Annotated in this window: 18 protein-coding genes; 7 read left to right on the forward strand and 11 right to left on the reverse strand. The window is 54.4% G+C overall.

From position 1 onward, the window contains the following. Window positions 1–124: 124 nt before the first annotated feature. Window positions 125–1,786 carry an AsmA family protein gene (locus SERAS12_RS24810; protein ID WP_013815042.1) on the forward strand — a complete coding sequence of 554 codons (1,662 nt, stop codon included), beginning with the start codon at window positions 125–127 and terminating at the stop codon, window positions 1,784–1,786. Between the two features lie 38 nt (window positions 1,787–1,824). On the opposite strand, the gene fabY is transcribed toward SERAS12_RS24810, so the two are convergent. The 5 genes from fabY to typA form a co-directional block, all read right to left on the reverse strand. After that, window positions 1,825–2,772 carry a fatty acid biosynthesis protein FabY gene (fabY, locus tag SERAS12_RS24815; RefSeq protein ID WP_013815043.1) on the reverse strand — a complete coding sequence of 316 codons (948 nt, stop codon included), beginning with the start codon at window positions 2,770–2,772 and terminating at the stop codon, window positions 1,825–1,827. 23 nt (window positions 2,773–2,795) lie between these two features. Next, entirely contained in the window at window positions 2,796–3,233 is a 438-nt protein-coding gene (gene dtd / locus SERAS12_RS24820; protein WP_004953406.1) for a D-aminoacyl-tRNA deacylase, read from the reverse strand. Next, a complete protein-coding gene (locus SERAS12_RS24825; RefSeq protein ID WP_013815044.1) occupies window positions 3,230–4,120 on the reverse strand; it encodes a virulence factor BrkB family protein in 891 nt (296 codons plus the stop codon). Before SERAS12_RS24825 ends, dtd begins: the two co-directional genes overlap by 4 nt. 49 nt (window positions 4,121–4,169) lie before the next feature. Next, window positions 4,170–4,760: a glucose-1-phosphatase gene (gene yihX, locus SERAS12_RS24830; protein WP_013815045.1), complete on the reverse strand. Its 591-nt coding sequence runs from the start codon at window positions 4,758–4,760 to the stop codon at window positions 4,170–4,172. Between the two features lie 164 nt (window positions 4,761–4,924). Beyond that, a complete protein-coding gene (gene typA, locus SERAS12_RS24835; RefSeq protein WP_013815046.1) occupies window positions 4,925–6,748 on the reverse strand; it encodes a ribosome-dependent GTPase TypA in 1,824 nt (607 codons plus the stop codon). A gap of 370 nt (window positions 6,749–7,118) precedes the next feature. On the opposite strand from typA, the gene glnA reads away from it, so the two are divergent. The 4 genes from glnA to SERAS12_RS26365 all read left to right on the forward strand — a co-directional run bounded on the left by glnA (window position 7,119) and on the right by SERAS12_RS26365 (window position 11,423). Continuing rightward, window positions 7,119–8,528, forward strand: a complete 1,410-nt coding sequence (gene glnA, locus SERAS12_RS24840) for a glutamate--ammonia ligase (RefSeq protein WP_013815047.1) — start codon at window positions 7,119–7,121, stop codon at window positions 8,526–8,528. A gap of 188 nt (window positions 8,529–8,716) precedes the next feature. Next, window positions 8,717–9,766: a nitrogen regulation protein NR(II) gene (gene glnL / locus SERAS12_RS24845; RefSeq protein ID WP_013815048.1), complete on the forward strand. Its 1,050-nt coding sequence runs from the start codon at window positions 8,717–8,719 to the stop codon at window positions 9,764–9,766. A gap of 8 nt (window positions 9,767–9,774) precedes the next feature. Next, window positions 9,775–11,187 (forward strand): nitrogen regulation protein NR(I), encoded by a 1,413-nt coding sequence (gene glnG, locus SERAS12_RS24850; protein ID WP_006320184.1) that lies wholly within the window; start codon window positions 9,775–9,777, stop codon window positions 11,185–11,187. Between the two features lie 113 nt (window positions 11,188–11,300). Continuing rightward, on the forward strand, window positions 11,301–11,423 hold the full coding sequence (locus tag SERAS12_RS26365) for a YshB family small membrane protein (protein WP_013815049.1): 123 nt from the start codon (window positions 11,301–11,303) through the stop codon (window positions 11,421–11,423). 35 nt (window positions 11,424–11,458) lie between these two features. Here the strand turns inward: SERAS12_RS26365 and hemN are convergent, their stop codons facing one another. Continuing rightward, a complete protein-coding gene (gene hemN, locus SERAS12_RS24855) occupies window positions 11,459–12,832 on the reverse strand; it encodes an oxygen-independent coproporphyrinogen III oxidase (protein WP_013815050.1) in 1,374 nt (457 codons plus the stop codon). 182 nt (window positions 12,833–13,014) lie between these two features. Then, a complete protein-coding gene (gene yihI, locus SERAS12_RS24860) occupies window positions 13,015–13,563 on the reverse strand; it encodes a Der GTPase-activating protein YihI (RefSeq protein WP_013815051.1) in 549 nt (182 codons plus the stop codon). Between the two features lie 743 nt (window positions 13,564–14,306). On the opposite strand from yihI, the gene yihA reads away from it, so the two are divergent. Continuing rightward, entirely contained in the window at window positions 14,307–14,957 is a 651-nt protein-coding gene (gene yihA, locus SERAS12_RS24870) for a ribosome biogenesis GTP-binding protein YihA/YsxC (protein WP_013815052.1), read from the forward strand. A 529-nt stretch (window positions 14,958–15,486) separates the two neighbouring features. Here yihA and polA read toward each other — a convergent pair. Continuing rightward, window positions 15,487–18,288, reverse strand: coding sequence for a DNA polymerase I (polA, locus tag SERAS12_RS24875; RefSeq protein WP_013815053.1), 2,802 nt, complete (start codon window positions 18,286–18,288; stop codon window positions 15,487–15,489). A 499-nt stretch (window positions 18,289–18,787) separates the two neighbouring features. Between polA and SERAS12_RS24880 the strand changes: the two genes are divergently transcribed. Further along, the gene (locus SERAS12_RS24880) at window positions 18,788–19,684 is read left to right on the forward strand and encodes an acyltransferase (RefSeq protein WP_013815054.1); all 897 of its coding nucleotides are present in this window, start codon (window positions 18,788–18,790) and stop codon (window positions 19,682–19,684) included. Window positions 19,685–19,727: 43 nt separating this feature from the next. On the opposite strand, the gene dsbA is transcribed toward SERAS12_RS24880, so the two are convergent. The 3 genes from dsbA to SERAS12_RS24895 form a co-directional block, all read right to left on the reverse strand. Continuing rightward, on the reverse strand, window positions 19,728–20,351 hold the full coding sequence (gene dsbA / locus SERAS12_RS24885) for a thiol:disulfide interchange protein DsbA (protein ID WP_004953465.1): 624 nt from the start codon (window positions 20,349–20,351) through the stop codon (window positions 19,728–19,730). A gap of 29 nt (window positions 20,352–20,380) precedes the next feature. After that, window positions 20,381–21,367 carry a serine/threonine protein kinase gene (locus tag SERAS12_RS24890; RefSeq protein WP_041416662.1) on the reverse strand — a complete coding sequence of 329 codons (987 nt, stop codon included), beginning with the start codon at window positions 21,365–21,367 and terminating at the stop codon, window positions 20,381–20,383. A gap of 103 nt (window positions 21,368–21,470) precedes the next feature. Continuing rightward, window positions 21,471–21,740 carry a YihD family protein gene (locus SERAS12_RS24895; protein WP_004953469.1) on the reverse strand — a complete coding sequence of 90 codons (270 nt, stop codon included), beginning with the start codon at window positions 21,738–21,740 and terminating at the stop codon, window positions 21,471–21,473. Window positions 21,741–21,776 lie beyond the last annotated feature (36 nt).

The raw sequence follows: 21,776 nt of genomic DNA on the forward strand, positions 1-21,776 counted from the left end.
CGCTGCCTGCCACAAACGGCCGCTTGCGGCCGTTTTTTATTGCCTATCAGACCATTGCACTTGAGATGCCCGGCCAATTGCGGCATAAACAGGGTATCTTTTTTGACCGACGCGGATGTAGACGATGAAATTTATCGGAAAACTGTTGCTGACGTTGCTGCTGCTGGTAGTGCTTGCCATTGTGCTGTTGTACGTCGTGGGGCAAACCGGCTGGGCGGCGGGCTGGCTTAGCCGTTGGATCAGCGATAACAGCGAATATCGCCTGTCGGTGGCAAAAATCTCGCACTCATGGAATCAGCCGGGCCAAATCAGCCTGGAAGACGTCCAACTGGCCAAAAATAATCGGCCGCAGGCGTTGATCGCCAAACGGGTAGATCTTGGCCTGAGCCTGCGCCAAATCACCGAACCACGCTATTTTCACAGCGTAACGCTGCGCGACGGCACGCTTACCGTTCAGCCGCAAACCGCGACACTGCCGGTGCAGGCCGATGTGTTGCAGTTGAGCAATATGGCGCTGCAGTCCAGCGACGAAACCTGGCAGCTCAATGCGCAACAGGTCAATGCCGGCATTACGCCCTGGCAACCCAAAGCCGGCCATCTGCTGGGAGAAAACAATCAGTTCCAGTTCAGCGCCGGCTCGATGACGCTGAACGGTATCCCGGCTTCGCAGGTGCTGGTACAGGGTGAACTTAAACAGAACCAGCTGAAGCTCAACAACTTCGGCGCCGATTTGGCGCAAGGTGACCTGACCGGGGTAGCCAGCCGCGCCACCGACGGCAGCTGGCTGGTGGAACGCCTGCGGCTGAGTGGCGTACGCATGCAAACCCCGCTGACGCTGGCCGAATTCTGGCAACGCTTTACCGCCCTGCCGCCGGTCACTCTCAAACGCTTTGATCTGATCGACGCGCGGCTGGAAGGCAAGGAGTGGGCGTTCAACGATCTCGATCTGTCGCTGCAGAACATCACCTTCCAGCAGGGCGACTGGCGCAGCGAGGACGGTTCGCTGAACTTCAACGCCAGCGATCTGATCAACGGGGGTTTCCACCTGATCGACCCGATCATGAATATGCGGCTTTCACCGGCCGGTATCGCCATTCAGCAGTTCACCAGCCGCTGGGAAGGCGGATTGTTGCGCACCTCCGGCAACTGGCTGCGCGCCAACAATCGCCTGCAACTGGACGAAGTGGCCGTCGCCGCACTGGAATACACTTTACCGTCAGATTGGCGCGCACTGTGGCTGAAACCGCTGCCGCACTGGCTGGCGGAGGTTTACGTCAACAAGCTGACCACCAATCGCAACCTGATCATCGATATTAATCCGAACTTCCCGTTCCAGATCACCGCGCTGGACGGCTACGGCGGCAACCTGCTGTTGGCGCGTGACCACCAGTGGGGCATTTGGTCCGGCACGCTGAACCTGAACGGCAGCGAAGCCACCTTCAACAAGATTGACGTTAGACGCCCATCGCTGGCGCTAAATGCTAACGACGGGCAGATCAACGTCACCGAGCTAAGCGCCTTTATGCCAAAGGGATTACTGGAAGCCAAAGCCACGGTCGAACAACTGCCGGGCAAGCCGTTTACGCTGTCGTTGAACGGCCGCTCGGTGCCGGTGAATACTTTGCAGCAATGGGGGTGGCAGCAGGTTCCGCTGGAAGGTGACGGAAATCTGCAGTTGCAGTTGAAAGGGTTGCTGAACAGCGATGGCCCGTTTAAATCTTCACTTAAGGGCGAACTGCAGGCCACCGCCGGCGATGGCCGTACGGTCGACCAACAGTTACCCTAGTCTTTCACGCCCTCTTCCCAGGGAAGAGGGCCGATAACTCAGCTTTCTATCGCCTCAGAGCCGCCCTGGTCCAGGGGCGCGTCCGACTCGGCCGGCAGCACCATATAAGTGCCTTCAAATATCGCGCCTTTATCGTCGTCACCGAACAGATGCACCTCCGCCTGCACCCGTGCCCGGCGGCCCCGCGCCAGACGTGCCAGATCGCCGCTCAGCGAGCTGAGATCCGCCACCGCACGCGGTCTGCCGGTGATAGGTTTGCTGTAGCGGATATGCGCATCTGCCAGAATAATGGTGCCGCCCAGATGGCGCTCACGCAGCAGCAGCCAGATAAGCCCCCAGGCGGTCAGCGTGGCCAGAGAGAACAGGCTGCCGGCAAACAGCGTATGGTGCGGGTTCTGGTTGCCAATCTCCGGCATGGTGGTGACGAAACGCTGGCCGGTATACTGGCTGATGCGCACCCCCATTTTCTCGCTGAGCGGGATATGATCGTACCAGGCCTGCTGCAGCTGGCCGCACCAATCGGGGCGATGCAGAATATCGTCCAGCGTGGCCACCGGCTTAATCATCAGGAAATGGCGGATCGGGGTGGTTTGCGGCGCGGTGATCTCACCCTGATTGACGAACCCCAGCTTGGCAAAGAACTCCACCGCATCCTCACGGGCGCTACACACCACCCGCTTTACCCCTTCCTGACGTGCCACGGATTCCAGCGTCATCGCCACCAGCGTGCCGAGGCCTTTGTCCTGTACCGTAGGGTCTACCGCCATAAAGCGGATCGCCGCCTCGTTGTCGGCATTGATATACAGCCGCCCGATAGCGACAATTTTACCGCCCTCATCCACCACCATCTGATGGTGCGCCATGGCGTCGTAGGCATCCTTTTCCGAACCCACCGGTTGGTGCAATGGCTTGCGCAGCATTTCCCAACGAAACTGGTAATAATCCTTCAGCTCTTGTTCTGTTACGGGTACTCGTAGGTGATACATAGACGCCTTCTCTCTCAAAATACTTAGACTTGAAGCCAAAACGTCACCGGTCCGTCATTCACCAGCGCCACTTGCATGTCGGCGGCGAACTCCCCGGTCTGTGTTTCTACGCCGCGTTCGCGGCACTGGCCAACAAAATATTGATACAACCGATCGGCCTCCTGCGGTACTGCACCGCGTGAGAAACTCGGGCGCATGCCTTTTTGGGTATCGGCCACCAGCGTGAACTGCGAAACCACCAACAGGCTGCCTCCCGCCTGCTGGACATTGAGATTCATCTTGTCGTTCTCGTCGCCAAAGATGCGATACCCCAGCACGCGTTCACACAGGCGCACGGCTTTTTGCTCGTTATCGTCCTGCTCCACGCCCAATAACACTAACAAACCGGGGCCAATCTTGCCTACCGTCTCTCCCTTGACCGTGACGCTGGCGTTTAACACCCGTTGTATTAACGCAATCATAACTGCCCTTCTTGTGTCTGATCCTGTTGCTCCGTCTTTTGCCGGCGGTAGTCACGGTATTCCCCGAGGGTAACGGTAATTTCCGCGCCGAGTAACACGATACACCAGCTCCAGTAGACCCACAGGAATAAAATCGGGATCACCGCCAGCACGCCGTATATCAGCTGATAAGACGGGAACATGGTGATATACAGCGCAAAACCCTTCTTGCCGAGCTCAAACAATACCCCGGCCACCAGCGCGCCGATCAGCGCATCTTTGGGCGGCACACGCACCGTCGGCACGATGCAATACAGCAGCCAGAACGATATCCAGGACAGGATCAGCGGGAAAATTCGCAGTACTTGATCCACCAGGCTGTTCACGCCAGCCTGCGCCAGCCAGTTGAGCGACAGCAGATAGGAGCTGATAGCCATGCTGGCCCCCACCAACAGCGGCCCCAGAGTCAGCACCATCCAATACACCGCAAACGAAAATACGATTGGCCGTTTGTTCTTGCTGCGCCAGATAGTATTCAGCACGCTGTCCACCGAGGAGATCAGCAGCAGCGCGGTGACAATCAGCCCGCAGGTCCCGACGGCGGTCATTTTGTTGGAGTTGGCGACAAACTGCTCCAGATAACTTTGGATCACGTTGCCGGCGGCAGGCATGAAATTAGAGAAGATAAAACTTTTCAACTGGACGCTGATGTCGGAAAACATCGGGAACGCGGCAAACAGCGCGAACACCACGGTAATCAACGGCACCAGCGACAGCAGGGAAACATAGGCCAGATGGCCCGCCAGCATGGTCAGACCATCGTTATCGACGCGTTGGAACAACAGCCGCCCAAAGGTGACGCTGGGTTTGATCGCAGAAGACAACTTTTTACGGCGGAAAAACGACATGGTCACTCCTTGATGTCAGTTTGTACGCCTTAAGCTTAACCCTTCGCGGTCATTGGGCAAAATAAGCCGGCACCACGTTACGGTCGGTCACGTGCACCGTTTTGATTCCCAGCGCCTGGGCGGCGGCGACGTTATCCGGGTGATCGTCGAAGAACACTGCGGCTTCCGGCGGCGTATTTTCGGCGTTGAGTACGTGCAGATAGATGTTGGCGTCCGGTTTGCGCATGCCGATGTCCTGAGACAGATACAGATGATCGGCGGCCTCGGCCACTTCCGGATAATGCTGCGGCCAGTAGTTGCAATGCAGACGATTGGTGTTCGACAACACCACCACCCGGTGACCTTCGCTGCGCAGGCGCTTCATGATATCGATCACCTCCGGACGCAGGGCGACAAACACCGCCTGCCAGCCGGTAGCGAACTGCTCAAAACTGAGGGCGATACCCATTTCATCACTTAGCTGTTCGGCAAAATCTTCGTCGCTGATTTCACCGCGCTCATGCTGCTGGAACAACTCACCCAGAGTGAAACGCTCGGACAATACCGCCAGCGGCGTGCCACTCAAATTGCTCCATACACCCAGTACACGTTTGAAATCGATATCGACAATCACATTACCTAAATCAAAGATATACAGCATAGTCCTCTCCTGATGGGCCGGTGAGATTTCACTGTAGCGGGAAAAGGGGGGGCTGAACAGAGAGCAGGCGGAAAAGCGCATAGCGCGCGGCAGAAATAGGGAAAGGCAGAGGAAAAAACTCAGGGCGCAGAACGCGCCCTAAGCATTGCAGACTAAGTCAGCGATTAAGCGTCTTTAGGACCGCGGCTTGCACGCTTACGATCGTTTTCCGTCAGGTGACGTTTACGAATACGTACGGACGTTGGCGTTACTTCTACCAGTTCGTCATCATCGATGAATTCCAGAGCTTGCTCCAGAGACATCTTGATAGCCGGAACCAGAGTAGTGGCTTCGTCAGTACCGGAAGCACGCATGTTGGTCAGCTTCTTACCGGTCAGGCAGTTTACGGTCAGGTCGTTGGAACGTGAGTGAATACCGATGATCTGGCCTTCATACACTTCCGCACCGTGGCCCAGGAACAGCTTGCCGCGATCTTGCAGACCGAACAGGGCGAACGCTACCGCTTTACCCTGGCCGTTAGAGATCAGCACGCCGTTCTGACGCTGGCCGATTTCGCCCTGGCGTACATCGTCGTAGTGGCTGAAGGTGGAGTACAGCAGACCGGTACCGGAAGTCATGGTCATGAACTCGGTACGGAAGCCGATCAGGCCACGCGCAGGGATCAGGTAATCCAGGCGAATACGACCTTTGCCGTCTGGGATCATGTCCTTAACGTCACCTTTGCGCTCACCCATGGCTTGCATGACTGAACCCTGGTGCTGTTCTTCGATATCCAGCGTCACGTTCTCGAATGGCTCTTGCATGCGGCCATCGATTTTACGGTTGATAACTTTAGGACGGGAAACCGCCAGCTCGAAACCTTCACGACGCATGTTTTCGATCAGAACCGACAGGTGAAGTTCACCACGGCCCGATACGCGGAATGCGTCAGCATCTTCGGTTTCTTCAACGCGCAGTGCCACGTTGTGCACCAGCTCTTTGTTCAGACGGTCGAGGATCTGACGTGAAGTCACGTACTTGCCTTCTTTACCACAGAACGGAGAGGTGTTGACGTTGAAGTACATGGTTACGGTCGGTTCATCAACAGACAGTGCCGGCAGCGCTTCAACGGCGTTGGTGTCGCAGATGGTGTCAGAGATGTTCAACTCGCCCAGACCGGTGATAGCGATAATGTCGCCAGCTTCAGCCACGGTAGCTTCGATACGCTCCAGACCCATGTGGGTCAGAACTTTAGCCACTTTACCGTTACGGGTTTTGCCTTCGCTATCAATGATAGTGATCTGCTGGTTAGGTTTAACCTTACCGCGCTTGATACGGCCGATACCGATAACGCCAACGTAGTTGTTGTAGTCCAGCTGAGAGATCTGCATCTGGAACGGCGCTTCGAGCTCAACCTGCGGCGCAGACACGTGGTCTACGATCGCCTGATACAGCGGGGTCATGTCTTCCGCCATCTCGTTGTGGTCGGTGCCCGCGATACCCATCAATGCAGAAGCATAGATGATTGGGAAGTCGAGTTGCTCATCGGTCGCGTCGAGGTTAACGAACAGGTCGAAGACCTGATCAACAACCCAGTCAGGACGCGCGCCCGGACGGTCAACCTTGTTGATTACCACGATCGGCTTCAGACCATTAGCGAAGGCTTTTTTGGTCACGAAGCGGGTTTGCGGCATTGGGCCATCCATTGCATCCACAACCAGCAGCACCGAGTCAACCATTGACATCACACGCTCAACCTCGCCGCCGAAGTCGGCGTGTCCTGGGGTATCCACGATGTTGATGCGGTAGTCTTTCCAATTAATGGCGGTGTTTTTTGCGAGGATGGTAATCCCACGCTCTTTCTCCAAATCGTTGGAGTCCATTACGCGTTCGGTGGCTTCTACACGCTCTCCGAAAGTACCGGATTGTTGCAGCAGCTTATCAACCAGGGTGGTTTTACCATGGTCAACGTGGGCAATAATGGCGATGTTACGCAAATTTTCGATCACAGCTTTGCCTCAGGCATTAGAAATAGCGCGCTATTGTACACGTATTAAGCGAGGTACTAAACAAGATCACAACAGTCTCTTATAAACAACTGTGTACAGGTCAGTTTGTGATCCCTTTCACGGTGCAAAAAGCAGCAGTTGGTGCACTTTTGCACCATTACGGTGCCCCACGCCACGTTATTTGCACCATATAAGTGCAATGCGTCACTGATGGTGCATACTGATTCTGTGCAAAACCCGCGCAGGAAGGCGATTAAAGCGCTTTTGCAAAGTTGGCACAGTTTTCGCTTTAGTCTATTCAAGGCAAAAACAGCCAGTTCCACAGATTCGTTCCACGACGACGACAATAATAAATCCGGGAGAGTTAAGTATGTCCGCTGAACACGTTTTGACGATGCTGAATGAGCATGAAGTGAAATTCGTAGACCTGCGTTTCACTGACACCAAGGGTAAAGAGCAACACGTCACCATCCCTGCTCATCAGGTGAATGCCGACTTCTTCGAAGAAGGTAAAATGTTTGACGGCTCCTCGATCGGCGGCTGGAAAGGCATCAACGAATCTGACATGGTGCTGATGCCAGACGCCAGCACTGCGGTGCTGGATCCGTTCTTCGAAGAATCCACCCTGATTATTCGCTGCGACATTCTCGAGCCAGGCACCATGCAGGGCTACGACCGTGACCCGCGCTCCATCTCCAAGCGTGCAGAAGACTTCCTGCGCTCTTCCGGCATCGCGGATACCGTGCTGTTCGGGCCAGAACCTGAGTTCTTCCTGTTCGACGATATTCGTTTCGGCAGCAGCATCCGTGGTTCCCACGTGGCTATCGACGATATCGAAGGCGCATGGAACTCCGGCACCAAATACGATGGCGGCAACAAAGGCCACCGTCCGGCAGTAAAAGGCGGTTACTTCCCGGTTCCTCCGGTCGATTCTTCACAAGACATCCGTTCTACCATGTGCCTGACCATGGAAGAAATGGGTCTGGTGGTCGAAGCGCACCACCACGAAGTGGCAACCGCAGGTCAGAACGAAGTGGCAACCCGCTTCAACACCATGACCAAGAAAGCCGACGAAATCCAAATCTACAAATACGTGGTTCACAACGTGGCTCACGCATTTGGCAAAACCGCGACCTTCATGCCGAAACCTATGTACGGTGATAACGGCTCAGGTATGCACTGCCACATGTCACTGTCCAAGAACGGCACTAACCTGTTCGCTGGCGACAAATACGGCGGCCTGTCTGAAACTGCCCTGTTCTACATCGGCGGTATCATCAAGCACGCTAAAGCGATCAATGCCCTGGCCAACCCGACCACCAACTCTTACAAGCGTCTGGTCCCAGGCTACGAAGCGCCGGTCATGCTGGCTTACTCAGCCCGTAACCGTTCCGCTTCCATCCGTATCCCAGTGGTTGCCAGCCCGAAAGCGCGCCGTATCGAAGCCCGTTTCCCGGATCCAGCGGCTAACCCATACCTGTGCTTCGCGGCTCTGCTGATGGCAGGCCTGGATGGTGTGATTAACAAAATCCACCCTGGCGATGCCATGGACAAAAACCTGTATGACCTGCCACCGGAAGAAGAAGCTGAAATTCCAAAAGTTGCAGGCTCTCTGGACGAAGCGCTGGCTGCACTGAGCGAAGACCGCGAGTTCCTGACCCGTGGCGGCGTATTCACCGACGACGCAATCGACGCTTACATCGACCTGCGTAAAGAAGAAATGGACCGCGTTCGCATGACGCCACACCCGGTTGAGTTCGAACTGTACTACAGCGTTTAAGCCTTTACCGCGCCATCTGCGGATGGCGCACCAAATTTTATTTGTCGTTTTTTTGTTGCCGTGGAAACTTTCAGCCCATCTTCGGATGGGTTTTTTTCTCCACCGTATTTTCTGCAACACTATTCCATACCGCTCGCATCACGGATGGAGTAGCATAGATGCACTAAAAAGGTGCAGGAGTCTGCTGTATGGCAACTGGCAAGCTGCCCGATGCTGGGCAGATCCTCAATTCTCTCATCAACAGCATCCTGCTGTTGGATGATGATCTGGCGGTTCATTACGCCAATCCGGCAGCACAACAACTGCTGGCGCAAAGTTCCCGTAAACTTTTCGGTACACCGCTACCCGAGCTGCTCGGCTATTTCTCGCTGAACGTCGATCTGATGCGTGAGAGCCTGCGGGCCGGCCAGGGCTTTACCGATAGCGAAGTGACCCTGGTGGTTGACGGCCGTGCGCATATCCTCTCCCTGACCGCTCAGGCTCTGCCTGAAGGCTTTATTCTGGTTGAGCTGGCGCCAATGGATAACCAACGCCGTTTGAGCCAGGAACAATTGCAACACGCCCAGCAGGTGGCGGCCCGCGATCTGGTCCGCGGCCTGGCACATGAAATCAAAAATCCGCTTGGCGGCCTGCGCGGCGCGGCGCAATTGCTGGCCAAGGCACTCCCCGATCCGGCGCTGACCGAATACACCAAAGTGATCATTGAACAGGCCGATCGCCTGCGCAACCTGGTCGATCGCCTGCTGGGGCCTCAGCGGCCCGGCCAGCACATTACCCAGAGCATTCATCAGGTGGCGGAACGAGTATGTCAACTGGTGTCGCTGGAGAAACCGGACAACGTGACGCTGGTGCGCGACTATGACCCCAGCCTGCCGGAAATGGCGCACGACCCGGACCAGATCGAACAGGTATTACTGAACATTACCCGCAATGCCCTGCAGGCGCTGGGCGCTGAAGGTGGCACTATCACGCTGCGCACCCGCACCGCGTTCCAGATCACTCTGCACGGCACTCGCTACCGATTGGCGGCACGCATCGATATAGAAGATGACGGCCCCGGCGTACCGGCGCAGTTACAGGACACCCTGTTCTACCCGATGGTCAGCGGCCGCGAAGGCGGTACCGGCCTGGGTTTATCCATCGCCCGTAATCTTATCGATCAGCATTGCGGAAAAATTGAATTTAACAGTTGGCCAGGGCATACCGAATTCTCGGTTTACCTGCCTATTCGCCAGTGAGGTTTTCTATGCAACGAGGGATAGTCTGGATCGTCGATGACGATAGCTCCATCCGCTGGGTGCTTGAACGCGCGCTCACTGGAGCGGGTGTAAGCTGCGCCACCTTCGACAGTGGCAATGCAGTGCTGGAAGCATTGGCCACGCAAACTCCCGACGTGTTGCTGTCTGACATCCGCATGCCGGGTATGGATGGTTTAGCGTTACTCAAGCAGATCAAGCAGCGCCACCCTATGCTGCCGGTCATCATAATGACCGCGCATTCGGATCTGGACGCCGCCGTCAGCGCCTATCAGCAAGGGGCGTTCGATTACCTGCCCAAGCCGTTTGATATCGACGAAGCGGTGGCGCTGGTCGAACGCGCCATCAGCCATTATCAGGAACAACAGCAGCCGGCGCGTAGCCAGCCGGCCAACGATCCGGCGGCGGACATCATCGGCGAAGCGCCGGCGATGCAGGATGTGTTTCGCATCATCGGCCGCCTGTCGCGCTCGTCGATCAGCGTGCTGATCAACGGCGAATCCGGGACTGGCAAAGAGTTGGTGGCCCATGCCTTGCATCGCCACAGCCCGCGAGCCAAATCGCCGTTTATCGCGCTGAACATGGCGGCGATCCCCAAAGATCTGATCGAATCCGAACTGTTCGGCCATGAGAAAGGTGCCTTTACCGGTGCCAATCAGATCCGCCAGGGCCGTTTTGAACAGGCAGACGGCGGCACGCTGTTCCTGGACGAAATCGGCGATATGCCGCTGGACGTTCAAACCCGCTTACTGCGCGTGCTGGCAGACGGTCAATTCTACCGGGTCGGCGGTTATGCGCCGGTGAAGGTGGACGTGCGTATCATCGCCGCCACGCACCAAAACCTGGAGCTGCGGGTACAGGAAGGCAAATTCCGCGAGGACTTGTTCCACCGCCTGAACGTGATCCGCGTGCACCTGCCGCCGCTGCGCGAGCGCCGGGAGGATATCCCGCGCCTGGCGCGCTACTTCCTGCAGGTAGCGGCAAAAGAGCTGGGCGTTGAAGCGAAGAATCTGCATCCGGAAACCGAAACCGCGCTGACCCGCCTGCCATGGCCAGGGAACGTGCGCCAGTTGGAAAATACCTGTCGTTGGTTAACCGTGATGGCCGCCGGACAGGAAGTGTTAATTCAGGATCTGCCGAGCGAACTGTTTGAAACCTCCGCACCGGAAGCCGCCGGCCACAGCCTGCCGGACAGTTGGGCTACGCTGCTGGCGCAGTGGGCCGATCGCGCCCTGCGTTCCGGTCATCAAAACCTGTTGTCGGAAGCACAACCGGAGATGGAGCGTACGCTGCTCACTACCGCGCTGCGTCACACTCAGGGGCATAAGCAAGAAGCCGCCCGGCTGCTGGGCTGGGGCCGCAATACCTTAACGCGGAAATTGAAAGAGTTGGGAATGGAATAGTTTGCGTAATTGATTATAAAAAACACAATCAAGCGCACAAAAAAACGGCTATTTCAGGCTTTACAGCCTGCATGGTCGCAGTATGATCGGGTCGCACACTCTGGAGGCTCAGGATGTTGGACTCATTCATCGTATTTATTTCCCAAAGCGCAGAGCTTGGCTCTTCCGCCAGCCACACACCGCAGGCAGCCGTTGCTGCGGTGCTGTGCGCAGCACTGATTAATTTCTTCAGTTGAAAAAGCGGCCGCATCAGCGGCCGTTTTTTTATGCATCAAATCACCCGCGAGAACTGCTGAGTGCGCGCCTGCTGACGCAGATAGAGATCAAAGCACATGCAAATATTGCGGATCAGCAAACGACCGCGCGGGGTTACGCGAATTCCCTGTTCATCACGCTCCACCAGCCCATCGCGTTCAAACGGCGCAAGCAACTGCAGGTCTTCGGCAAAGTAAGCGGCGAAGTCGATGGCGAACTGCTGTTCTATCGCGCGATAACCCAACTGGAAATTGCAGATCAGCGTTTTAATCACTTCACGTCGCAGGCAATCGTCTTCCGTCATCGTCAAGCCGCGCCACAGCGCATTGCCCTGCGCCTCAACGCTGCTGTAATAGGTCTTCAGCTCTTTCTGGTTCTGCGCATAGCTGTCGCCTAACATGCTGATGGCGGAAACGCCCAATCCCAACAGATCGCTGTCGCCCTGGGTGGTGTAGCCCTGGAAATTGCGGTGCAGTTTGCCTTCGCGCTGGGCTACCGCCAGCTCATCGTCCGGGCGAGCAAAGTGATCCATGCCGATAAACTGATAACCGGACTCGGTCAGGGAAGCGATGGTCTGTTGCAGGATATCCAGTTTCTGCTGTGCGCTTGGCAAGTCGGCATCCTTGATCTTGCGCTGTGCGGCGAACAGACTCGGCAAATGCGCATAGTTGAACACGCTTAGGCGGTCCGGGCTTAGCTCCGCCACCCGCTCCAGGGTGAAAGCAAAACTCTCCGGCGTCTGTTTTGGCAGCCCGTAAATAAGATCGATATTGGTGGAGTTAAATCCCAGCGCCTTGGCGCGGGCGATCAGGGCAAAGATAAACTCTTCATCCTGCTCACGATTAACCAGCCGCTGAACCTCTTTATTGAAGTCCTGCACTCCCATGCTCAGGCGGTTGAAACCTTCGCTGCGTAAATGATCGAGTACGTCCAGTTCAATTTCACGCGGATCAACCTCGATCGACATTTCCACATCGGGCAAGAAATCAAAGTGTTGCCGTAGCATCGCCGTCAATCTACTGATTTGCGACTTACTTAGGTAGGTGGGCGTACCACCGCCCCAGTGCATCTGGCCAACCTTACGCCCGGCAAACAGCGGGGCACGCTCGGCGATTTCACGTGCCAGCACCGCCAGATACTCATCAGCCTTGTGGGTCTGACGCGTCACCAGCTTGTTGCAACCGCAGAAATAACAGAGTTTATGGCAGAACGGAATATGTACGTACAGTGACAACGGACGTTCAGGATAACGCGCCGCGGCGCGTTGAAACGCCGCTTCGTCGTAGCCCTGGTTAAACTCCAGCGCCGTGGGGTATGAGGTGTAACGCGGCCCTGAATAGTTATATTTCTGGATCAGGGCCAGATCCCAGACGATTGCCTGCTCTGACATGCTCACTCCTTCCGATATTTTTTCCTACCGGGCCGGGAAATGGGCAGTTGTCTACGCTGTCTGGCCGCGGAAGCGCTGCGAAAACGCGTTTTACGTTTAGACAGCCGCCATAGTTTACCGAATAACCACAGCAGATAACACATCAAGAGTAGGGCTATTACCAGGATCGGCCACATTGCACGTTAAAATACGTCTTTCGGGTTACCGCTTTTCAGCAGTTTCAGGATGTCTTCCTGCTTTTCTTCTTTTTCATCGTCTTCGTCGTCGCCCAGCTCAATGCCCAATTGCTCCATCAGCGCATCGATGCGATCCAGCGTCTGGTCAACGTAAGCCTGGTCTTCGGCGTTCAGCGTCGCGCCGTCGTCGATACGATCCAGCAGCGCATCCAAACGCTCATCATTTTCCAGTTTCGCCAGCTCTTCTTCCGGCGACAGGCGTGGTTTGGCTTCGGCCTTCGGCTTAGGCTGCGGTTTGGCTTTTGGTTTAGCTTCAGCCACCAGCGCTACCGGCACTTTGCTGCCAATACGCGGATCTTTGACCTGTGCCCCGGCCTTGTTTTTCTGATTAGCAGACTCAACCTGGGTGCGAGAACCGGAAGCGAGACCACGGCGTTTCTTCAGGCGCTTGCGTTCACGGGCTTCCTGATCGAGCTCCACACGGCTTTTCTTTTTTGATTTCGACGTCGCCGCGCTGCTGCGTGGGGCGCGAGGTGCTTTTGATGGCTGGTTCATAGCGTACGCTCTTAGGTATGTAGATTCAGTATAGAGATGCTATACGATTGCGGCGGAATCTAGCAGAAAGCGGACAAAGAAAAAAGGCGGCAGGTTAAACCTGCCGCCTATTTCTCACCCTCTTTCGAAGGATATTCCTGCCACGCGCTCCATGCGCACACTCAACATCCTGGTTTTTCCCTCTGCTATAAACGCATTCCCTGCTACTACGTCCTTCATCCTGAAAGGGAAATCGTCCGTGGCGCAATCCGTTCGCATCCGCTCTCCCTGAGCGCGCTTCCTGCGGGCATCCTAATTGCAATAACTTCACCATCCTTGTGCTGTTCACACATTCGGGTGCAAACAAGGCATTCCTGCTGGGGTCATCCTGGCACTCATTGCACTTCCCGTGCGCTCCCTGAGATTTGTCACCCTTCCCGGATGTTCCTTACTCCTGCACAGCCTTGTGCTGCGATCTACTTTACGCGATCAAGGGTGACGCTCAAGGTATCTGCCGTGGAATGCCAATCCTCAATAACACAGAGAAATTTTAACTTTTTGTTTTTTAATAAAAAGAATAAAAGTCACTTTCGAATAAAGCGACATTACCCACTATTCGAATGGCAAATGTCTCACACGCTCAAGGCGACGTGGCTGCCACGCCCTGCTGGCCCGGCGCTTAAAAACAGAGAAACACACCATTTTTGCCGCTGATGCAGTTATAATCGCCAACCAGTTAGCCATCCTCGCGGAGACGAAAAATTTTGACCAGCAAGAATTACAATTATCATGTGACCCATTTCGTCACCAGTGCGCCCGATATTCGCCATCTGCCGGGGGATGAAGGTATTGAAGTTGCGTTCGCCGGTCGTTCCAATGCCGGTAAATCCAGCGCGTTAAATACCCTGACCAATCAGAAAGGCCTGGCACGTACCAGTAAAACGCCGGGCCGTACTCAGCTCATCAACCTGTTTGAAGTGGAAGAGGGCATTCGCCTGGTCGACCTGCCAGGTTATGGCTATGCCGAAGTTCCTGAAGAGATGAAACGCAAGTGGCAGCGTGCGCTGGGTGAATACCTGCAGATGCGCAACTGTCTGAAAGGCCTGGTGGTGCTGATGGATATCCGCCACCCGCTGAAAGATCTCGACCAGCAGATGATTCAATGGGCAGTGGATGTCGGTACGCCGGTGCTGGTTCTGCTGACCAAAGCGGACAAACTGGCCTCCGGCGCGCGTAAAGCGCAGCTCAATATGGTGCGTGAAGCGGTAGTGCCGTTTATGGGCGATATCCAGGTAGAAGCCTTCTCCTCACCGAAAAAAATCGGTGTCGACAAGCTGAGCCAGAAGCTGAATACCTGGTTTAACGAGATCCCGCCGGAAGTTCTGCCGGAAGACGACGACGCCGCCGGCGAGTAATCTGCCGCAGATGCCGAGATAGCCGATGTGGAAACACATCGGTTTTTTTATGCCCAATTTTCAAAGCCTTTGGCGTTTTCGTTATCTAATTACAGTTTTGACAAAAACCCATCATAAATTCTTATGATGACTTATTGGCAACGACAGAGTTAGCGGGCAATAACAGAAGATCGTCAGGGAGAAAAACGGGGGGAGGAATAGGAAAAAACTATGGCTTGGCGTTGTTTTTACAATAAAAAACGCCCCAGTCAATACTGACTGGGGCGGCTAAATATTCAGCCAAATCCGATTACGTGAAGTAAAAGGTCTGAAAGATAGAACATCTTACCTCTGTACCCTACGCCTGTAACTCTACATGATTTTTTCGCAGTGCAAAAGAATTTTTTGTAGTTTACTTACACAACTTAGCGCGTAATAACGGCGAGGTTGGGGAAACAATCGCCGCATCTTGTAGCTAAATTACGAAAAGTGCTTAGGTTATCACCAGTTAGCGCCTCAGCGAGGGATTAACGGGTGAGCAGCCGCATTATCAATGGGCTTCATCCCAGTTAGCCCCCACGCCGACGTCCACTTTCAGCGGTACCGCCAACGTCATGCTGTTTTCCATCAACTCGCGGATGCGCTGGCTGGACGCTTCAATCACTGACTCATGCACCTCGAACACCAGTTCATCGTGCACCTGCATGATCATGCGCACCAATGGCTCATCCTGACCTTGCAACCAGGCGTCCACCTCAATCATCGCACGCTTGATGATATCGGCAGCCGTCCCCTGCATCGGGGCGTTGATCGCCGCACGTTCGGCGGCCTTGCGACGCATGCCATTACTGGAACTGACGTCCGGCAGATAGAGGCGACGACCATCCAGCGTGCTGACATAACCCTGTTCGGCAGCCTGCTGGCGGGTGCGCTCCATATACTCCAGCACGCCCGGGTAACGCTCGAAGTAAAGATCCATATAGCGCTGCGCTTCGCCGCGCGGGATCCCCAACTGACGTGCCAGGCCGAATGCGCTCATGCCATAAATCAGACCAAAGTTAATTGCCTTGGCGCTGCGACGCTGCTCATTCGTCACCTTGTCGAGCGGCAGGCCAAACACCTCGGCGGCGGTAGCCCGGTGGATGTCTTTACCGGCCGCAAAAGCCTTCAGTAACCCTTCGTCCTGCGACAGGTGGGCCATGATGCGCAGTTCAATCTGCGAATAGTCGGCCGCGACGATGCGGTAGCCTTCAGGGGCAATAAATGCCTGCCGAATACGGCGTCCTTCGTCGTTACGCACCGGAATATTCTGCAGGTTAGGATCGCTGGAGGAGAGGCGTCCGGTGGCCGTCACCGCCTGATGGTAGGAGGTGTGTACCCGCCCGCTGAACGGGTTAATCATCAACGGCAGCTTATCGGTGTAGGTGGTTTTCAGCTTCGCCAGCCCGCGGTATTCCAGAATCACCTTCGGTAACGGATAATCCAACGCCAACTCGGCCAACACTTCTTCGTTGGTCGATGGTGCGCCACCAGGGGTTTTCTTCAGGACTGGCAGCTTTTGCTTTTCGTACAAGATCGCCTGCAGTTGTTTGGTCGACGCCAGATTGAACGGCTCTTCCGCCAGTTCATGCGCCTGAATTTCCAGTTCGGCCAGGCGCTTGGTCAACTCGATGGAGTGGGCGGCCAAAATACTTTGGTCAATCAGCACCCCGGTGCGCTCGATATGCGACAGTACCGGCAGCAGCGGCATTTCAATCTCATTGAACACCGTCAGCAGCTCGGCGCTTTCTTTCAACTGCGGCCACATCGCCAAATGCAGTTGCAGCGTGACATCGGCATCTTCAGCCGCGTAAGGCGCCGCCTGCTCCAGCGCAATCTGGTTGAAGGTGAGCTGTTTTTTGCCCTTACCGGCGATCTCTTCAAAAGTAACGGTTTTATGGCCGAGATAGCGATCGGACAGACTGTCCATGTCGTGGCGACCGCCCACGCTGTCCAACACATAGGATTCCAGCATGGTGTCGAAGGCAATGCCGCGCAGAGTGATGTCGTAACGCGCCAACAAGCCCATATCAAACTTCAGGTTCTGACCGACCTTCAGCGCCTTCTCGTCTTCCAGCAACGGTTTCAGCGTTTCCAGCACATAAGCGCGATCCAACTGCGTCGGCGCATCGAGATAGTCATGCGCCACCGGCAAATAAGCGGCTTCGCCCGGCGCAATGGCAAAGGACAGGCCGATCAGGTTGGCGGTCAGGGTATCCAGACCGTCGGTTTCGGTATCGAAGGCAAATACTTCGGCGTTTTTCAGCTTCTTGAGCCAATCAGCGAAGGTCTTCTCATCCAATATGGTGACGTAGCCGTCTTGCGACAGCGTCGCTTCCGCAGCAACTTTTGGGGTGTCTGCGACAACGCCGGCAGGTTTCGCCGCACTGACCGCTTTCGCGCCGGTGCCTTTTTTGCCTTCCAGCCAGATACCGGCTTCAACATCCGCCAGCCAACGTTTGAATTCGTACTGTTTGAACAACTGTTGCAACGTGTCAACGTCCAGCGGAGAGACTTCAAGTTCTGCGCAGGAAAGATCCAGCTCGACATCGGTTTTAATCGTCGCCAGCTTATAGGAGAGGTACGCCACCTCTTTGTTCTGTTCCAACTTGGCTGCCATGGTCTTGGCGCCACGGAAGTTGAGCGTGGCGATGTTGTCCAGGTTGGCATAGAGTGCATCCAGCCCACCAAGCCCCTGTAGCAGCGCCTGCGCGGTTTTCTCACCCACTCCGGGCACACCTGGGATGTTATCCGAGGAGTCGCCCATCAGCGCCAGGAAGTCGATAATCAGCGCCGGCGGAATGCCGTACTTATCGCACACCTCTTGCGGACCAAGAATGGTGTTATTCATGGTGTTGATCAGCGTCACGTTCGGTGTGACCAACTGCGCCATATCTTTATCGCCCGTGCTGATCAACACCGCATGACCGGCCTTTTCGGCTTCCAGAGCCAGCGTGCCGATAACGTCATCCGCTTCTACGCCAGGCGTGACCAAAAGCGGAAGGCCCATGGCCTTGACCATTTTGTGCAGTGGCTCGATTTGAGCGCGCAGATCGTCCGGCATCGGTGGCCGATGTGATTTGTACTCTGCGAACAGGTCATCACGGAAGGTTTTCCCTTTGGCATCAAACACCACCGCAACATGGCTCGGTTGGTACTGCAACAGCAGGCTGCGCAGCATATTCAGTACGCCGTACATTGCTCCGGTCGGTTCGCCCGCGGAATTGGTCAGCGGAGGGAAGGCGTGATAAGCGCGGTAGAGGTAAGAGGAACCGTCAACCAGGATTAATGGGTTTTCTGCAATCTGGGCCATAGCGTTTCTTTATCGTGATCGGACATAACGGTAAGCATGCCATAGCTGGCCGCCTGAGACGAACCTTAGCGTGCATTGCGGATGAAAATGATGTGATTATGCGAAGCGATCCGCAAGATCCTACCTGTGGATAACTTTGTGCATAGAAAAGACAACAGATTATAACGATGCATTTATCGTTATAATTGAAAATAAAATTCCTATTGAAATCACAGTGTTAAATGGTGTTATTTTGAAGAAAGGTATTTATCGACTTTTACACAATTTGTGGATATAACTTGCGCTCGATTTTAATCGCACTATTAATCGAATTTGGCAACTCAATTACCCTAGCACAAGATGAGCAAGTTGCACGAAAACGCAGCAAATGATTATTTATTCATCTATAAAAACTGTTGCTGTAAGTGAGCGCTTTCTCCCCATATTTTCTGTTAAAATATTTTTTTGTTCATGCATATCGGCATGTAACGCTGTTCCCAATGACCATCAGCCCATAATCATGCCTAGACTGCTATCCCCTGTTATTTTTATATTTTCAGCCCTGCTTGCCATTTTGGTGACCATGCTGTGTTCGATCCCCATCACATTGGCCGGTATCGTTAAGCTATTGATCCCCAATCCTGTCATCTGGCGACAGACCTCCGCCTTTGCCGATTTTATGATGTGGTGCTGGTGTCAGGGATTGTCGCTGTTATTGCGCATTAACTGGCAGCTACGTTGGGATATTGAAGGGCTGGAAGGGCTGGACCGTAAAAATTGGTATCTGCTTATCAGCAATCACGAAAGCTGGTCGGATATTGTCGTGCTGTGCGTGCTGCTCCGTAACCATATTCCCATGAATAAATACTTTCTCAAGCAACAGTTAGCCTGGGTGCCTTTTGTCGGCCTCGCCTGTTGGGCGTTGGATATGCCATTTATGAAGCGCTATTCACGCGCCTATATGCTCAAACATCCGGAAAAACGCGGTAGGGATATCGAAGCCACACGCCGCTCCTGCGAGAAATTCCGAAAACGTCCGACCACTATCGTCAATTTTGTGGAGGGTTCCCGCTTTACTGAAGCCAAGAAAATTAAAACCCACTCCCCCTATCGCAATTTACTGGCCCCAAAGGCCGCCGGCATTGCTTTTACGCTCAGTGCATTAGGCAAGCAGTTCGATAAAGTGTTAAATGTCACCCTGCTTTATCCGGAGAATAGCGAACGGCCTTTTAGGGATATGCTGTGCGGCCGATTAAAGCGCATTGTGGTAAGAATCGAGCTGCTGCCGATCGATGAAACCCTGCATGGCGATTACTTTAACGACAAGCTCTTTAAACGGCGTTTCCAACTGTGGCTGAATACGCTATGGCAGGAAAAAGACAGGCTGTTGGATAAGTTAAAGCGGCAATACAGTTAAAAAAAACGCCGGCTGAGCCGGCGTTCTTCACTTTAAATCTCAGTTATTTCTGCTGGCTGAGGAATTTAACCACGTCGGCGAATTGCTTCACGTAAGCATCCATCGAGCTGGTGTCCAGGCCATCATTTTTAACCATAAACTTACCGTTCACAAATACTGCCGGAACACCGCGCAGCTGCAGATCTTCCGCAGCTTTCTCCTGTTGAACCACCAGGGATTTCACCACAAAGCTGTTCCAGGCCGCATCATAGTCTTCCGCACTCACACCGGCTTTGACAAACACGTTACGGATATCATCAGGGGTTTGCACGGTCTGAGTTTTTTGTACGGCTTCAAACATCAGCGGGCTCACTTTATCTTCCACACCCAGCGCCATAGCAACCGCCCAGGCCTGAGTCAGCTGTTTACCCAGCGGTCCCAGAAACTCAACGTGGTATTTGGTCATTTTGGTGCCTGCAGGCAGCGCTTTTTTCACGTTCTCGGAAACGTGGTAAACCTGCTCGAACTGATAGCAGTGCGGGCAATAGAAGGAAAAGAACTCCAGCACCTGAGGTTCACCGGTCACAGGTTTGTCCAGAGTTACATACTGAGAACCATCGCTAAACTGCGCAGCCGAGGCACTGAATGCCATTACCATGCCAACGAGCGCCAACCATATTTTCTTCATAAGACTAAACTCTCCATTGTGTTAAAGCTTCAATACATTGGCATCAGCTGCAGAGGAGGTTCCTGCAACAGCTTAACCTGTTCAGTGAATGCCGCGGTCTGAGATAACCAGAAATCAGACTCCGCCATCCACGGAAAACTTTTAGGAAATGCGGGATCCTGCCAACGGCGAGCTACCCATGCCAGGTAGTACACCATTCGCATGGCACGCAAAGGTTCGATCAACGCCAACTCACTCTGATCAAACTCAGCAAACTCTGAGTAAGCCTCCAGCAAAACATCCAGCTGCATCAGGCGATCACGGCGCTCACCGTGCAACAACATCCACAGATCCTGTACCGCCGGCCCATTACGCGCATCGTCAAGATCGACAAACAGTGGACCATCGCGCCACAGGATATTGCCTGGGTGACAGTCACCGTGCAAACGCCGTGGCTGCCAGTCCAGATGCCAATGGTGTTTTATCGCCTCAATCAGAGCGTCCGTCGCGTTCAGGAAGCTGTCACGCTGTGCCTTGGGCAACAGTTTGCAGCCAGCCAGCACTTCACGCGGCGCGGTGAGATATTCTTCAATCCCCATTGTAGGACGCTCCACAAACAGGCTTTCACTGCCCACCTGATGAATACGCCCCAGGAAACGGCCAACCCACTCCAGTTGATCGAGATTGTCTATCTCATACTGCCGCCCACCAACGCTGGGAAATACGGTAAAAAAGAAACCGCTGTGCGTATGTAGCGTATTGCCCTGCAGGGCCAGTGGCGCAACTGCCGGGATCTCCGCCTGGGCAAGATCCTCGGAGAACTGGTGTTCTTCAATAATTTGCGCGGCGCTCCAACGTTCGGGGCGGTAAAACTTCACCACGTAGCGCTTACGATCTTCGTCCATAAACTGGTAGACGCGGTTTTCATAACTGTTCAGCGCCGTTAGCCCGGAATCTACACGCAGGCCAACCCCTTCCAGCGCGTCCATAATCAGGTCGGGCGACAGGGTTTGAAAATTAAAAGCGGAGTTGTTCATAACAACATTCAGTTTCATTGGGTGACAGCACCGTGCCGGGAATGAGAAATAGTAGCATTAATGACAAATTTCACGAGCACTGGTTCACCGTACCGCACAAATGCTAATCCTTTATAACGCCACGGGCGCGCAGCAAGGCCGTTTTAAAGTCTTCTTCGTAATCCTTTTTCAGCCCTGGGATCTGTTCCGTGCCGGCGCTGCCGCGCATTTTCAGATGGTAGATAAGAATATCATCACTCAGTTCAGCCAAATCACCCTGAAAACCGGCTTCTTGCGCCAGCTTTTGCAAAAACTGAATCAGGTTGAGATCAGGATCTTCCTGCCAGGCCGGGTGTAACAATTCAATCAGCTCGTTTACGCGGTGCGTTTTCATCGCAATACCGTCCAATAGAATAAATAAGCACACAAA

The organism is Serratia sp. AS12 (assembly GCF_000214195.1).
GTDB classification, from domain to species: Bacteria; Pseudomonadota; Gammaproteobacteria; order Enterobacterales; family Enterobacteriaceae; genus Serratia; species Serratia plymuthica.